Annotated in this window: 15 protein-coding genes and 1 tRNA gene; 3 read left to right on the top strand and 13 right to left on the bottom strand. The window is 26.3% G+C overall.

Going from position 1 to position 16,493, the window contains the following annotated elements:
* Positions 1-112: 112 nt before the first annotated feature.
* The 7 genes from N4A48_RS00335 to N4A48_RS00305 form a co-directional block, all read right to left on the bottom strand.
* Entirely contained in the window at positions 113-2,989 is a 2,877-nt protein-coding gene (locus tag N4A48_RS00335; RefSeq protein WP_293663685.1) for a chondroitinase family polysaccharide lyase, read from the bottom strand.
* Positions 2,990-3,112: 123 nt separating this feature from the next.
* The gene (gene holA / locus N4A48_RS00330; RefSeq protein ID WP_293663684.1) at positions 3,113-4,144 is read right to left on the bottom strand and encodes a DNA polymerase III subunit delta; all 1,032 of its coding nucleotides are present in this window, start codon (positions 4,142-4,144) and stop codon (positions 3,113-3,115) included.
* Entirely contained in the window at positions 4,122-5,384 is a 1,263-nt protein-coding gene (locus tag N4A48_RS00325) for a ComEC/Rec2 family competence protein (RefSeq protein ID WP_293663683.1), read from the bottom strand. Before N4A48_RS00325 ends, holA begins: the two co-directional genes overlap by 23 nt.
* A gap of 114 nt (positions 5,385-5,498) precedes the next feature.
* Positions 5,499-6,017: an ECF transporter S component gene (locus N4A48_RS00320; RefSeq protein ID WP_293663682.1), complete on the bottom strand. Its 519-nt coding sequence runs from the start codon at positions 6,015-6,017 to the stop codon at positions 5,499-5,501.
* Positions 6,018-6,100: 83 nt separating this feature from the next.
* Complete coding sequence (locus tag N4A48_RS00315; RefSeq protein WP_293663681.1) at positions 6,101-6,346, bottom strand: hypothetical protein; 246 nt, start codon at positions 6,344-6,346, stop codon at positions 6,101-6,103.
* 57 nt (positions 6,347-6,403) lie between these two features.
* Positions 6,404-7,546, bottom strand: coding sequence for a GNAT family N-acetyltransferase (locus tag N4A48_RS00310; RefSeq protein ID WP_293663680.1), 1,143 nt, complete (start codon positions 7,544-7,546; stop codon positions 6,404-6,406).
* 1 nt (position 7,547) lies between these two features.
* Positions 7,548-8,414 (bottom strand): DUF2156 domain-containing protein, encoded by an 867-nt coding sequence (locus N4A48_RS00305; protein ID WP_330665013.1) that lies wholly within the window; start codon positions 8,412-8,414, stop codon positions 7,548-7,550.
* Positions 8,415-8,610: 196 nt separating this feature from the next.
* Here N4A48_RS00305 and N4A48_RS00300 point away from each other — a divergent pair, with 196 nt between their 5' ends.
* The gene (locus N4A48_RS00300) at positions 8,611-9,489 is read left to right on the top strand and encodes a ComEC/Rec2 family competence protein (protein WP_293663679.1); all 879 of its coding nucleotides are present in this window, start codon (positions 8,611-8,613) and stop codon (positions 9,487-9,489) included.
* Between the two features lie 38 nt (positions 9,490-9,527).
* On the opposite strand, the gene N4A48_RS00295 is transcribed toward N4A48_RS00300, so the two are convergent.
* Positions 9,528-10,238 (bottom strand): tRNA threonylcarbamoyladenosine dehydratase, encoded by a 711-nt coding sequence (locus N4A48_RS00295; RefSeq protein ID WP_293663678.1) that lies wholly within the window; start codon positions 10,236-10,238, stop codon positions 9,528-9,530.
* A gap of 88 nt (positions 10,239-10,326) precedes the next feature.
* On the opposite strand from N4A48_RS00295, the gene N4A48_RS00290 reads away from it, so the two are divergent.
* Positions 10,327-10,902, top strand: a complete 576-nt coding sequence (locus N4A48_RS00290) for a hypothetical protein (protein ID WP_293663677.1) — start codon at positions 10,327-10,329, stop codon at positions 10,900-10,902.
* Between the two features lie 69 nt (positions 10,903-10,971).
* On the top strand, positions 10,972-11,784 hold the full coding sequence (locus N4A48_RS00285; protein ID WP_293663676.1) for a hypothetical protein: 813 nt from the start codon (positions 10,972-10,974) through the stop codon (positions 11,782-11,784).
* Between the two features lie 19 nt (positions 11,785-11,803).
* Here N4A48_RS00285 and N4A48_RS00280 read toward each other — a convergent pair whose 3' ends face one another.
* The 5 genes from N4A48_RS00280 to N4A48_RS00260 form a co-directional block, all read right to left on the bottom strand.
* Entirely contained in the window at positions 11,804-12,025 is a 222-nt protein-coding gene (locus N4A48_RS00280) for a hypothetical protein (protein WP_293663675.1), read from the bottom strand.
* A gap of 318 nt (positions 12,026-12,343) precedes the next feature.
* Positions 12,344-13,807 (bottom strand): sensor histidine kinase, encoded by a 1,464-nt coding sequence (locus N4A48_RS00275; RefSeq protein ID WP_293663674.1) that lies wholly within the window; start codon positions 13,805-13,807, stop codon positions 12,344-12,346.
* The gene (locus tag N4A48_RS00270) at positions 13,797-14,501 is read right to left on the bottom strand and encodes a response regulator transcription factor (RefSeq protein WP_293663673.1); all 705 of its coding nucleotides are present in this window, start codon (positions 14,499-14,501) and stop codon (positions 13,797-13,799) included. The genes N4A48_RS00275 and N4A48_RS00270 overlap by 11 nt, the downstream gene beginning before the upstream one ends.
* A 99-nt stretch (positions 14,502-14,600) precedes the next feature.
* Positions 14,601-15,830 carry a hypothetical protein gene (locus tag N4A48_RS00265; RefSeq protein ID WP_293663672.1) on the bottom strand — a complete coding sequence of 410 codons (1,230 nt, stop codon included), beginning with the start codon at positions 15,828-15,830 and terminating at the stop codon, positions 14,601-14,603.
* A gap of 170 nt (positions 15,831-16,000) precedes the next feature.
* Positions 16,001-16,097, bottom strand: a tRNA-Sec gene (locus N4A48_RS00260).
* Between the last annotated feature and the right edge of the window lie 396 nt (positions 16,098-16,493).

The following is a 16,493-nucleotide window of genomic DNA, read 5'->3' as shown; positions in this document are numbered from 1 at the left end:
ATAGGAGGATTAGGGAATATGTTTTAGAAAACCATGATTTCCTCATTCCATATTTCAGAGTTACAGTTATATATCATAATGATATACCGCAATTTCCGTAGCTTAGGCTACGTTATAGGCGAACGTGTCGCACTCCCATTGTGTTCGAAGTCTTATGGTTGACAATATGAGCCTTACTATCCTTTTGTAATATTTCATAATCAGGTGCTTTTGTACGTTTTTCTACTTCCTCTAGAGATGACTGCACTAAAATTACATATTCATAGTCTTCTCCTGAAGGATTTGTACCATGATCTATCCATGCTGTTGAATAATCACCTTTAGTTATAAATTTAGAGTTATCCATATCCACATGTGTTGTAGAATGAAGTCTTGATTTCTGTTTACTTCTTTTAATGTGTAATCCTTTAGCATTAGGTATAATATAGCCATTTCCATAAGCATCTATTAACCATGCTGATTCATTTTCCTTTCCCTCTTTTTTATAAGGAAATTTAGTAATAGCTTTTGAATTATAATAAATAGGCATATTTGAATCTATCATGAAATTTTGGAATAAAGTTGTCTCTGTATGATGCTTTGTATCATCATTTTTTATATTTGAACCCAAAACAATTATTTCATCATTAAAGTAGAATACAGATTTATTGGCTCTAAAACTTGGATTAAATACAGTATCATGAAGCTTCATACCAAACAATCCATTTTTACCTTCTATACTTACACCACCTAAAAAGATTTCATCAGAAAAATTACGATCCTTTTTCCCACCATTAAAATAGTGTAATTTTTCAAGAGGCAAATTAATAGCTGTTGTTCCAGGCCATCTATTCCAATTCCAACCTTGTTTTATATTGTATCCACTACCCTCATTACTAATCGGGTAGCCACTTGTAAATAATTGTATAGAACCATAGCTAAGATAACGGCCAAAAGAATTTGCAACTTTTTTATCTGGATCTACTTTCTTCGTATAGCCACATTCATAATCCCATACATATTGACTACAACCTTTTGTAGCTACCATCCAATTATCACGACGGTATATAGACATACCACTATAAGGCTTCGTCCAATACCCTTGTGGTATAGGAGTTACTTTTATATTATCATTAGCTGTAAAAGCTAACATAGATTGCACATCTCCAATAGTTGCTCTATACATAATACCTGCCTTTGACTCTCTAAATAAGGATTCTTTCAAATACGAAGGCTTCCACATATCTAAGAATAAACCTGCCATTTCCTCATCTACCCCACCATTTTCACCCGGTCTTCCTGCTTTAGCCATATACATATATGCAGGTATAATACTTTTATTAACACTCTCCCCGCCTTCAAGCAATCGTCCTGAAGTAGCAAATGGGACCGTATATTTATTTGCAGCAATATATTGAGTTATCAAAGCATTTTTTAAATTTTCATGAGCCTGCTCTGGCATACTAAAGTCAGTTCCACTTAATAAATAAGTGACAATAGCCGCTACATGAAATGCATACGGGGCATAAGCACTCATGTAAACACCGTTATGATGAAAACCTGAATAATCTGGCTTAATGAGATCTGCATAACCAGGAGCAATACTAAGAGCTACATCATACCATTTTAACAAGCTTTCCATATACTGAACCTTTTGAGGTGTATCCTCCATCATTAGTACATAAAGTAAAGAGAAAAACATTTTCGTCCTTACTTCATCAGCTGTTGTTTCTTGAAACTCACCATCTTTAATAGAAAATGCTTTACCAAAATTTATATACCACTTAGCTGCATCTCTGTGTTTTTTAAAGGTTTCTGGGTCTAGATCTTTTCTTACAAGATATAGAGCATGAATGTATCCTGCTATGTTGTTACCTTGATGATAAAGAGTTCCTAAAGCACTACCCGCTGCCCAACCTTGGTCTGTATAATAATCAAATAGTAATTGTAGTTTTTTCATACTCTCTTGATTTCCATTTAATTTATAATCTAAAGCAAGGGGCAAGAAAACATTACTATTTATATTTGAAAATTTAGGCTTATGTAGAGAACGCTCTGCAAATAAAGGCATACCTGTAATCGTTCCATCTTCATGACGGACAATATTTAACATATCAAAAGTTTTTTTAGCTTTTTTGATATCATTTTGCAAGCTTTCATTGCGTATTTTTAAAGCTTCTTCAGTAAGATTAGTAATATCTAGATCTTTACCTAAAACCCATTCATCATATTTCTTCGCGATTTTTGCAAAATCAGCCTTTTGTTTTTCTTTAATTGTACTTTGCATAGGAATATTTGGTTTTTGATTCCAATAATGAAGAGATCGATTCCAAGTTCCCCCTAAATCATTGCGGTTAATTTTTATATGAAAATCCTCATCTCGATATTCTGGCACATTAGTAGAAATTTCTACCATATCTAAAAATATATTACCCGCTATTGAAGAGGCTGGTGGGACAATTTCCATTATTTCAATATTTTGATTTGAAGTATATTTATTCACTCCTTCTTTTAAAGCATCACGCTCATAATTAATCCAAAACGCTCTCCACCCTTTAAAGTTTAAATTAAAATCATTTGTATATTGTCCATTATTATCCCTTATTTGTTTTTTTGTTCCATAGTTAAAAGTTAGAGCATCATCTATAGCATTTTCGTTGTATATCCATATCTTAAGACCTGAAGATTTTGATTTATTTATTTTATCCATTTCAGCTTTTGTAAGTGTTCTTGTTAAAGTAGATTCCTTTTCCCATACCCATTTCATAGAATGAGAACCATGTTTAAAATGTTTAGGTGACACTTCAATCACACCTCCATTTTTAGAACTCCAACATGATAATTCCTTCTTATCCTCAAAAGAACCAATCCCTTTAAAAGACTTTTCGTTTAATTCAAGTTTTAAAACCTTCTGATTAATATTTTCCTCATTAATAGTTTTAGCAACACAAACAGGAAATATCTGAACTAATAAACTTATCCCTAATACTACAGCTATAATCTTTTTCATTTTTATTCTCCTCTCGTAAATGTAGCATTTATAGATTTATAACTCTGTTTATTACTTCTATTTATCTATTATTTACATATTAACTTTATGACATTGCCCGTTAGGTATTGTTAGCGAGTGTACCTATATACAAAATTTAGATATTATAATCTCTAACGCCAATACATCCCTTTTAAGCCCATTCTTTATGCTATAATCAGCTTTTAAAAGTTCATTTTGTAATTTTATTATTGCATTATTGTCGAACTTTCTACTTTGTATTAATGCTTTTTTTATAACATATGGGTGAATTGCTAAAGATTTTGATATAACACCTTCTGGATTTCCTTTTTGATTCAATTCCTTAGCCTGTATTATTATTTTAAACTGCCTTGAAATCATACTTAAGACCATTAAAGGAGATTCTCCTTTAACAATCATATCATTCAATATTTTTATTGCCTCACTAGCATTTTTATTTCCTATAAAATCTATCAATTTAAATATATCATTTTCTATTTTTTTGGATGATAACTTATCTACATCACTTATAGAAACTTTTTTTCCAGACCCTACAAATGAAGTCACTTTTATAATCTCATTTTCTATATCAGATAAAGTCTTATCCGAATTCTTATTTTGATAATCTATATTATTCAAAAAATAATTCAATGTAGGCCTCTCTATCTCTACATTCTCTTTTTTAAATCTTTTTTGAGCCCATTTGAAAAGCTCATTATTATCCAATTTATTACAATTTAGTAAAATTCCACTTTTGCCAAGTTCTTTACTAAATTTCTTTCTCTTGTCTATATCTGAATAATTCACAAATATTAATATCGAATAATCTGGAGTATTTTTTATATATTCACAAAATTCCTCTTCATCCTTTTGTGTAAAATTCTTCTTTTTATTAGTTAAAAGTTCAAAATTTTTAATAACTATAATTTTTCTATCATCCATAAAAGGAATAGTTTCCAAGCTACTTATAATTTCATCTAGACTAGTTTGACTTCCATCTATTGTTGAAAAATTAAAATCTATAAATGCACTATTTAAACCTTCCTTAAATTTTTTTATTAATTTATCTATAAGATAAGTTTCCTTTCCATAAAATGTATATATTTTTTCGTATTTATTTATTTTTATGTCTTTAATTATATCCCCGTACTTCATTTAATTGCTCCTTTACTGTTTTTCTTTCGTTATATATCATATATGCCATTAAAAGTATATAATAAAGTACAACTAATTTCAAACTAACAGTTTCAAATTCTATATATGAATACTTTATGCTAGATAAATAAAATACAATAGATTTTATATAAAATATTATGTAAGAAACCACTTTAGAGAGTATAATATAAATAACACTGAAATTGATATAATAAAAAATAATACACATAAAAATCAAACCTATAAGTATACCTATAGTAGGAACTATCAGAATATTACTTATTAAAAATATATTTGATATAATTTTGAATTTAAAATAAACAATAGGAATAGTCAATATACTTGCAGATAATGTGGTTGATACAATAGGACATCTTATATGTTTATCAATCCTGCTATAAAAATATATTATGGATAATGTAGCAAAAAAAGATAACTGTACTCCTATATCATATATAGTGAATGGATTTATTATCAATAAAACAATTCCTACAAAACTAAGAGTAGATATACCATCATACTCTCTTTGTATAAATACAGATAAATATATTATAAAGCTGAAAATACAAGCTCTAAACATCGACCCTCTAAATCCTACAATAATAGAATACACACATATAAATACAATTATTATACTAAATTTTACTAAATTATTAATCCTACCAATAATTAATGTAATAATACATATAACTATACCTATATGAAGCCCTGATAAAGCTATTATATGGCTTACGCCTACCTTTGAAAATGCTTCTTTAATATTTTCATCTAATTTAGACTGATTTCCTAATATCAAAGCATTTACAAACGAAGAATTTTGTGCAAAAATATCTTCTGTTGAATTTTCTAAGCTCGTCCTCAAATTTTTAATATAGGAGTATATATTATGAGAATTATTTAATTTTATATATTTAGAATTTACTATACCATCTATTCCTTTTGATTTTAAATATATTCCATAGTTAAAGTCATCTATAACCATATTATATGAACTTTTAAAAATTCCTTTTACATAAACACTTTCTCCTATATTTACTTTTTTAATTTTATTAAAATCCCTTATCAAAAAATTTTCAACTGTATATTCATAATAATATTCTTTATAAATAGCTTTTTTAACAATACCTTCAACGCAAATATATTTATCCTGCATATCACAAAATTCATCCTTATAGTTTTTAGTGTATATAAGAGAAATTATAATACTTATGATTAAAATCAATACAATAGGTCTTCTCACATTTATCATCCCTTTTTCATATAATTTATTGATATTATAATCAAAGCCCTATATAAGCAAACAAAAATCCTCGAATTATTTTTTATAATTCAAGGATTTTAATTGTGTTTAAATTTAATTTTTCAAAGCTTCGCTCGTTTTCATATATTTAGTCTTCATTATTGCAGTAGACACTAAAACTCCTATTATAGTACTAGACACTCCCTGTACTACATTCCAAGGAACAGATTCTAAAGCTACTATAAAGCTTCCTTTCAATATTCCTCCACCAATATAATAACCTACTACCATAACTATAGACCCTATAACCATTGATGTAGATAATATAAATTTATTTTTGTATTTTTTAACTAATATTCCTACTATCAGTCCTTCCGCTCCTTTTATTATTAATGTAAATAATGCCCAATGTGCATAGCCACTCAAAATATCAGCAAGAGCTGAGCCTATTCCTCCAGCTACCATTCCAGCTACAGGACCAAATAAAACAGATGTTATGAATATTATGCTATCCCCAATATTTATAAAACCATTAGTCGCAGGTACAGGAATTTGAATCAACATTGTACCAACACAAACCATTGCCATCATAAGTCCCATAATAACCAAGCTAGATAATTTTGTATTTCTCATAGAATTTCCCCCCATAATATTATTTCAACTTCATTATACCAGGGAAAATTTCACATAACAATAATTATTGAACCGATACAATCTTATTTTTTGTCACACTTTGTAACTCCTTTATATCCAGAAAACAATCCACTCGCAGTAAGTCCTGCTATTACGCCATCTACTATACTCTGTTTTGTATCTACATTACTTTCATATAATACGCATAATACTATTCCTACAACTAATGATACTAGTGGTGCAAACCGTTTTGGAACTCCTGCCGTTTTTATAACCTGAGTTATACCAACTATCATAGATATTATTATAGGATTTAAATAACCCTCCACTTGATTCACCTCCTATAATATATTTATTCACAAATTTAAAAAAGGGCACTAGGCCCTTTAAATGTATTCATTTATATAGTTGATTTTTTTATTAAACATCTTCTTTAAAATATCAATACACTTATTATCTTTTACACATATATTCCCCAAAAATACAGCTTCCTCTACATCTATATAAGAAAAAGCTAATTGACTAAATGTATTTATATCAATAGAAACATCATCTTCTTCATGAGTAAATACTATTTTATTATTTTTTATCAAAAATGTCTTATTATTTTGCTCTATAAATCTATCTTCTACTCTTAATTTTAAATCTATATCTTTTATATTCAAGTTTTCCATAAATTTATGAACATTTATTATTCTTCCCATCATAAATGGTTTTATATTTATATCTATTTTTTTAAGAGCTGGAATTATAAGCTTTATTTTATCATCTATTACAGAGTTAATACTAGCTTTTTTAAATTGAGTATTATGATTATATATAAATTTCAATATAGATTTTAAAGCATCTATATTTTTATATGCAATTTCTCTTACAAACATAGTATCATCCATTTTAAAGTATATTATATAGCCATCCATCTTTTTCTCATTTTCATGTATATATACATATCCACTTTCTGATTCTATTTCTTTAAATAATGTTTCATAATACATTTTATCTCTTTTTACATACCCATTCTTATCTTCTAGAAAATAATCATAAATTTCTATAATCGAATCAATATCTTTATTTGAAGCTTTTTTAAAAACACCATTTAATTTAAAATCTTTTAAAAGTTCCATATTTATTTCATAATTAATCTGATCGTAACAATGCTCATATCCAAATTTTCTATACAATCTATAATCTATAGGCATAAGTATAGATACTACTTGCCCCTTATTATAAAGATAATCAAGAGACGAAATCATCATATCTTTCATAGCTCCCATTCCTCTAGCTTCTGGAAGAGTAGATACACCTACAATATAAGATGTATCGTATATTTTATCGTTTATCTTTATTTTATATTGATTTAGTTGAAGAGATGATATTATCTTTTTATTATATTCAACCACCAATGTATTTTCACATTTATATTTATTATCAAAATAATAGTTCATAAACATTTCAGTATCGCCAAAGCAATATTCCCATATATTTTTTATTTCTTGTAAATCATTATTATATGCAAATCTAATTTTCACATTATACCTCCAACACAGTATATTTCTCTACGAATTTATGTGGGTAATAAGATAATTTGGCTTTTCTTAAACCTGCAACGCCTAAATCTTCTTCTCTATTTACGAATTTTGCCTCTTTAAATTCATTTTCTAAAAATAATTTATTAATTATAGGATATAATCCTCTTATTTCTGCATTGGCTTTTTCTACATGTATAAGCGCCATATCATCATTTAAATATTCTCCAAAAGTAAATGCCTCTAATTTAGAGTCTATATATATTCCTCCTACCTTCACATCTAAATTATCATAGTTTTTAAATATTTTCTCAATTGCAATTTTTTCACTTGATATACCCTCATCATCTTCTTTATTCTCAGTCCACTTTTCTAAAAGATTTAAGCACTCTTCAAAATTATCTTTATTCAATCTTTTATATTCAAATCTTCCTTCATACTCTTTTAAAAAATAGTTAATATGATTTCTTTTCTTTTGATATTTTTTACCTATAAGATTCCTTAAATTTTCACCTAAATAAACGTAATCAAAATAATCTCTTTCCTCTATATAATTAAATTTCCTATCATAATTTTCCTTTAAAAACTCAACAAATTCTCCTGTTACAGCTCTTAAATTAATACTTTGATTATTATCTTTAAAATATCTAATAATAAATTCAAATGCATCTTTCAAATTTTCCTTTTTTGCCAGAGGAATAACAGTAAATTTATGATCTTCATATTCACCTATAATAATTATAAAGTTGCTTCCTTTGTAATACATAGTTTTATATAAATGCTGCCACATGAATAAAGTTGTAAAGTTATATTCACAAGCTTCATAATTTAAATTTTTTAAATATTTATCTAGTTCATCCTTTGCTTCTATATCTACTGGTTTAAAAATATGAATCTACCTCCTTTGACCCTATCTATTCTATCACATATTCTTGTATACCCTCAACAGGTATTTATAATCACAAAGTTAAAGTCTTTAATAGGTTTTTAATATATTTCCCATTTTATTATTTGATACACTTATTAATTTTTTAAAATAGCTCAATAATATTAAATGGAGGTGCCTTATGAAAAAAACACTCTTGGTAATACTTACTATGCTATCAATTATTCTTTGTGCTTGTACACAAACACATGAAGAATCTATAAATTGTAGCCTAAATAATAATTTACTATCTGTTCACTTTATAGATGTAGCACAAGGCGATAGTACTCTTCTAATTTCTCCTGATAATAAAACCATGTTAATAGATGCAGGAGATAATTTTCATGGACAAAAAGTAGTTGATTATTTAAATAGACTAAACATCAAAAAAATAGATATTTTAATAGGAACTCATCCTGATTCAGATCATATAGGAGGTCTTGATTGTGTAATAAATAATTTTGATATAGGATGTTTTTATATGCCCAATAAAAGCCATAACACAAATACATTTAAAGATGTTTTACTGGCCTCCAAAAACAAACACTTAAAAATCAATGCAGCTAAATCAGGAATACATTTTTCATTAGGCAAATTTATTAATTGCTCTATTTTAAGCCCTATGAAAATTTATAATGAAAACAACTTATGTTCATTGGTTGTAAAATCTGTTTATAATTCTAAAAGTTTTTTATTTACAGGAGATGCTGAATATGAAAATGAGCAAGATATGATAAAATCAAATTTCAACATAAAGTCAAGTATTTTAAAAGTAGGACATCATGGTAGCTCTTCTTCAACAAGTGAGGCTTTTTTATTAAAGGTAAAACCCGATATTGCAGTAATTTCTTGTAAACTCAACAATAAATACAATCATCCAAGCGAAAAAACATTGACTCTTTTAAAAAAATATAACATCCCTTTATATAGAACCGATAAACAAGGTGATATAGTACTTTTTTGTGATGGTTATAAAGTTTTTAGTTATAAAAAACCATTAACCAAGTATAATAAATGGTAAAATAAGGAGATATTCACATAAAATGGCATCTCCATCTTTTATATACTAGCTATATCCCTAACTACAACAGAAGCTATTATAAGACCTCCAACCGATGGTACAAACGATGTACTTCCAGGAGTTTCTCTCTTTGACTCACTAGATATAGTTATAACAGGCTTTATAGGTTTTTCTGTAGAATATACAACCTTTAATTTTTTTATATTTCTATCCTTTAATTCTTTCCTCATAACCTTAGCCAAAGGACACATATGAGTTTTAGTTATATCTGTAACTTCAATCTTTGTAGGATCTAATTTATTTCCCATTCCCATACAGCTTATTATTTTTATATTATTTTTGTAGCATCTCTCTATTAAATCTATTTTAGATGATACCATATCAATAGCATCCACTACATAGTCATAATCTTTACTTAACAGTTCATCTGCACTATCTTTGTCATATAATCTTTTATAAGCTACAACCTTTATATCAGGGTTTATATCAAGTATTCTCTCCTTCATACATTCAACTTTACTTTTTCCAACTGTACTATGAAGAGCTGGTAGTTGTCTATTTATATTGGTTATATCTATATCATCATGATCTATCATTATTAAAGTTCCTATCCCAGCTCTAACTAAGGCTTCACATACAAAACTTCCAACTCCACCTACTCCAAAAACTGCTACTCTTGAATTTTTAAGCTTATTCATTCCTTCATTTCCTAATAAAAATTCCGTTCTCATAGAAAAATTTTTCTTCATATTATTCCTCCTATTTTTATTTTTTAACCTAAAATACCTATATAAATCATATAATATTAACGATATATCATTAAAGGAAGGTGATATTATGATAAACAAAGTAAATAGCACTAGGATTAACATTATGAAAATCACCAATAAATCTTCAGTTAATAATATACCCAAAATCGATCCAATAACTAAAACAAATAAAGCTACGAATGATACATTAAGCTCTAACTTCGCATTAAATTCGGACTATTTTTATAGTAAACTACAAAACAAGAAAAAAGACAATATAAAATTCAAAAAACCACCTAAAAAAATCACTTACAAAAAACAGAATAAAAAAAATATAGTTTTAGCAAAAGAAGATAAAGATATAATTTTGGCAATAAGAAATTTTGTAAGTAAGTATAATGAATCTATTCTATATTTAAAAAAATCAACAAAGTACATAAATGATTATCCAATAACTAAAATATCTAAATTAATAATAAATTACAAAGACATTTTAAAATTAACAGGAATATATTTAAATAATGAAAATTATTTATTATTCAATGAGGAAATTTTAAAGTCTAACTTAGATAAAAATAAAAAAGAAATATACTCTATATTTGACCTTGATAACGGATTTATAAAAAAAGTATTAGATGAAATAAGCTCACTTATACATATATAATTTCTTTATGTTTAAAATTATTAGAATATGCCCAAGCCATATATTAATAAATATGTAAGGGGTGATTTTTTGAGAAAATTAATATTTATTTTAAGTATTTTAATAGGAATCAACTGTTTTATGCTTTTTCCTAAGTCCTATAATACCTTAATAGATAAAAGTATAGTGGATAACTATTTAAATTCTTCTGAAGATGAACCAAAAAATGAGGTTCTAAGAAAACAAATAATAAAAAATGTTCTAAATGCTACTGGATATAACAATTGGAATGAATACATAGATTATATAGATCTTAAAATATATAAGTTAAATGCTTTACCAAATGATAAGCAAGATATTCTATTTAATCTAAACTTATCAAAAGACAACGCATTAATAGCTATATATGAAGATACTATGAAGGATAAATATTTTTATAAAAATAAAATAACAAATCTGTCTCCAGTAAAAAATATAGCTTCTTTTAAAAATTTTCTGGTAGTAGAACAATTGTTAGATGAACGTTTAGGTGCTTTTTTCATAGATAATTTTGTTGAAGTATTCTATTTTGATAAGAATACATTTAAAAATACTTTCAAAAAATCTATTTATTATGATGAAATATACAAGGATATTTGGCTTGATAAAAATGCACCTAATGATATCTGGAATAAAAATATTCAAAAAACATCAATAGATTACCTAGATGAAGATATTCCTAAAATACTTGCCGTAACTACCAATATTAAAGCAAAAGCAAAATCTGTATCTACGCCTAAGAAAGAGGATTTTAAAGAGATTAGTAAGACTTCTCAGCAGGAACTGTATACTTGGGATGAAAATGAAAAGATTTTTAAATTAACAGAAAAAAAACAGTTGAACGAGCAAAAAAGCGAATTCTAAGAAATTCGCTTTTTGCATATTAATTTAATGAAACTATAATTGTTACCCAATAGTTTTCTGGATCTAGAGCCTCTTTTTCCGTAATAGCTGGATATCTTATAGATCTAATATAGAAATTTTGCGAAGTTTCATCCCAACTTATGCCTCCTCCAGGCTTTTGGAAAACCTTAGTGCTTTTGCCTGAATTTAAATCATAAACAAATAAACTTACTTTATCATTTGGTAAAGGAGTTGAATACACTACTTTACTATTATCTGGTGAAACTTCATAACTTATAGTTCTAGAAGACTTAACTATTAATTTTTTTTCTTTTCCGTTTGAATTTAATTCCCATAGTTCATAATTTTTATTCTCCGCATTCCTTTTTCTTTCTATGTTCTTTTTTATATAACGTCTTCTAGTTTTATTTTTTTCAAAAAACTTTTCCTCTTCTAACTTTGTTAATTCTTTATAGTTATTAGTTTTTAAATTATATAAAAACGGTATGTCATTATATGTTTTTATATAAATTTCATCCCCTCTTGTATGTTTTTTAACATCACTAAAATATTAATTTTCCTACTTTTTATCGTTACAAAGAAAAAATGTAACTTGAAAAATAGTTCCTCTTTTATCACCTAAAATTTTTATACTTCCATTGTGTCTTTTTACAAGTTTATTTACAAGTGAAAGTCCAATTCCAGTTCCAGAAAACTTTTTTGATCTATTTTTATCTACAGTATAAAAAGGTTCAAATATTTTTCTTTTATGCTCATCAGGTATTCCAATTCCAGTATCTTCAATTTCAATATAGTTTTTATTATTTTTAATATAACCTCTTACAAATATCTTTCCATCATTAACATTATACTTTATTGAATTATCTATAATATTTATGAATATCTGCATAAAACTTTCATAATCCATAAGAATATAAGCAGATTCAATATTTTTTATTATTTCAATTCCAAATTTGAAAGCTTTTCCACTCATTCTCTCACATATATCCATAAGAAGTTTTTTTGTATCTATTTTTTGCTTTTTTAATTCAAAATCATATTTTTCAATTCTAGATAAATGAAGTGTATTTTCAATCATATTGTCTAATCTTTTTAATTCTTTCTCTGCTATTTCTTTTGATTTATAAACAATATCTCTATCATCTTCATAAAGAGTCATTAAATCTATTTGTGCTTTAACTACTGTTAAAGGAGTTTTAAACTCATGAGTAATATTTCCTATAAATTCTTTTTGCCGTTTTTCAAGTTTTTGAAGTTTTACTATAGCAAGTTGTAATTTTTCTTTTTCACTATTGATTTGATTAATATTTCCTTTTATTTCATTTGCCATAAAGTATATTCCTTTACTTAAATCGCCAAACTCATCATTTTCATCTAATCTATTTACAGATTCATAATTTCCTTTTTCAATTTCTTTTACTGATTTTTTAAGAGTTAATATATTGTTTACAATTTTTGAAAAATATAATCTAGCCAGTATATAAGTAATTACTAACGAAGCAATTCCAACTTTCAGAAAAAGTTTTTCTATATATTCATAAAAAAGTCTTTCTTTTTCTGTGTAGTATTCAAATTTTAATACTCCTATTTGTTTTTCAAAATCATAAACAGGTGCTAAATAAACTACTTTATCTCCACTTTTTTTATATATAATTTTATTATCAAGTGCATCAGACATTATTTTTAACTTTTTCTCATCTTGTAAATAGGCTTGAGAACTTCCTATCTTATTTCCCTTAATATCATAAATGGAAACATATAAATCTAGTATTCTTCCTAAATCTAATACCATGTCTTTTCCAGTTTGAAGATAAAAACTTTCAAAATCTTTACTGTTACTCTCTAGAAATTTTTCTCTTATATATAAATTAGCCGTTTTACTATTGTCTTTTAGAAATGTTTCATAAGACTGTTGTTGGTTTTCTTTAATTCCTTTTAACATAAGAAAGCTTATTATAGAAAGATTGAAAACGAGTAGCAAAATAATAAATATAGTTGATTTTATTTTTATACTAATTTTCATCTAATTCTCCTACCAATTTGTATCCAATTTTTGGTACAGTTTTTATTACCCCGCTATAGTCTCTAAGTTTTTTCCTTATTCTTTGTATATGTATATCAATAGTTCTGTTGCCTCCAATATACTCTTGTTCCCAAACTCTATCAAGTATTTCATCTCTTGTAAAAGTTTTTCCTATATTTCTAGCAAGAAATGTTAATAAATCAAATTCTTTAGGCTTAAAATCTATTGTTTCATCATCTATATAAACTACTCTTTCCTTTAAACAAACCTTTATTTTATATATCTTAATAACATTATCCTCTTGTATTTTTTGTATATCATTGTGTACTTTTTTAATTCTTCTACTAAGTGATCTTATTCTTGCAAGAAGCTCCAGCATATCAAATGGTTTAGTTACATAATCATCTGCTCCAAGTTCAAGACCTAATACTTTATCAACCAAATCATTTTTTGCTGTAAGCATAATTATCCCCATTTTTGTATTTTCTTCTATTCTCTTACATACATCGTATCCATTAAGTTTTGGCATCATTACATCAAGAATAAGTATATCTGGCTTAAATTTTTGTATTTTATATATGGTCTCTTCTCCATCATAAGCCGTATATACTGTATATTTTTCGCGATTTAGAGCATACGCTATTGAATTAGTTATATTCTCTTCATCATCCGCTACAAGTATTTTTATTTCCATATTTTTTCTCCCCTTTGATTTCATTTTCTAAACCATAAAAATATATTTTAATTTCTTTTGGAACAATATAGTTCGGCTATAACTAAAATTAAAATAAAACTAGTTTAATGTAACTATACTTGTATCAAAATATCTATATTCTTTATTATCTTTTTTTATAATCTTTATTGATAGTACATAAAATTGTTTTGATGATTTATCCCAAAATATAGATGATGAAATTTTTTGAAGAATTGAAATGCTTTTTCCTGTTTTTAAATCATAAATAAATTGAATTACATTTCCTTTTTCTCCATAAATAGAATATGCTACTTTGCTATTGTCTGGTGAGATTTGAATACCGCCTCTAAAATCACCTTTATATATAAGCTTTTTATTTTTCCCATTTGAATCTAATTCCCAAAGTTCACGATTACCTGAGTCATTATCTTTCAATTTTGCTACATATTTAATCTTTTTTTCATGAAGTCCAAATTCTTTAGCCTCTAACTCCGTTATTTCTCTATATTCATTAGTTTTTAAGTTATATAAAAACGGTATTTGATTATATGTTTCTAGATAAACTTCATCCCCTTTTTTATTTCTATTAAGTATTCTATTGTTTTTTGTTTGATATTCATACATTTCTTTAAAATTCTTTATATACTCTTCAGTAATACATTCTTCAAGAATATCTTCATTTTTATAATTTATCTCTCTTTTAATAAATTCTTCACAACTTAATTTACTGAAATCCTTCATTTTTTCAACTAATTCTTCTGGAAGCTTAATATCTTTTTTATTTCCATTTAAGTCATATTCATATATTTTCATACCTTTTGTAGCTATAATTTCATTCTCATCTGTAAATTTAATGCTACCTTTAAATCCATCTTCAATTTTCTTTTCCATTCCAGTTTTAAGGTCTATAAGATATATATTTTTTTTATCATTACTTAATATTGTTTTTGAATACAATATATACTTTTCATCTTTTGTAATATCCATTATTCTTAGATATATCTTATAGTTATTATAAGTATTATTAGTCAAATTTTGAACCTCTCCATTTTTTGTATTGTAAATACAAATATTAGAAACCTCTTCATTTCCAGCTTCAGTTGATTTTCCCTTTATTCCTAAAATTTTTCCATTATCAAGCCAATAGTACCCACCAAAATTTTCAATTTTATCAATTTCTTTAATACCTAGAACATCATTAATATCTCTTTGTTGGTTTTCAAGTACTACTATATTTTTATTTTTTTCAGTAGCACTACAATTAGTTACTCCTATACATACCCCTATAGCTAATATGAAAGAAATAGATATTACTTTTTTAAATTTCATATTTTAACCCCCTTCTATTTATTTTACAGTTTTATTATACACATTTTTCTTTTCCAAAAAATAAAAAAAATGTTTCTAAAATGTAAATTTTTGATTTTTTTATAAAATATAAAAAAAAATAAAAAAATGGTTCCAACATAATTTGTTGAAACCATTTTTTTATTTATAATTGGCGGGAATATGTAGGAATCGAACCTACCCAGGAAGCTCTTAACTCCCCGAACTGGTTTTGAAGACCAGAGGCAACACCAGCCACCATCTACTCCCATGTTGTACCTTTCCCTTGGCACCTCTATATAATAACATGCATATTGTATTTTTGCAAGTACTTTTTGTCACTTTCGACAATATTTTGGCAGAGTAATAGAAAACAATAACGAAAACTAAATAAAAACACCCCATATTTAAATATTATTTACAAACTCATTTATAAATATACCTATAAAAATAAGCCACTTGAAACCTAATTAATCTCAAGCGACTTTTATATAGCACTATATACTTAAAATAAATCAGTACTTAAATATATACTGTACCCTATAGAGTGGACACTAAAAAAAGTCTATTCTATAGGGTATTTTTATGTATAATAGAAAAAAAGACGAATGGTGGAAGATAAAATGAGTAATAAAATATTTACAGAAAAAGAAATAAGAATACTTT

Source organism: Tepidibacter sp., assembly GCF_025210165.1.
Taxonomy (GTDB): domain Bacteria; phylum Bacillota; class Clostridia; order Peptostreptococcales; family Peptostreptococcaceae; genus Tepidibacter_A.
This window is presented reverse-complemented; position numbering and strand designations above follow the sequence as displayed.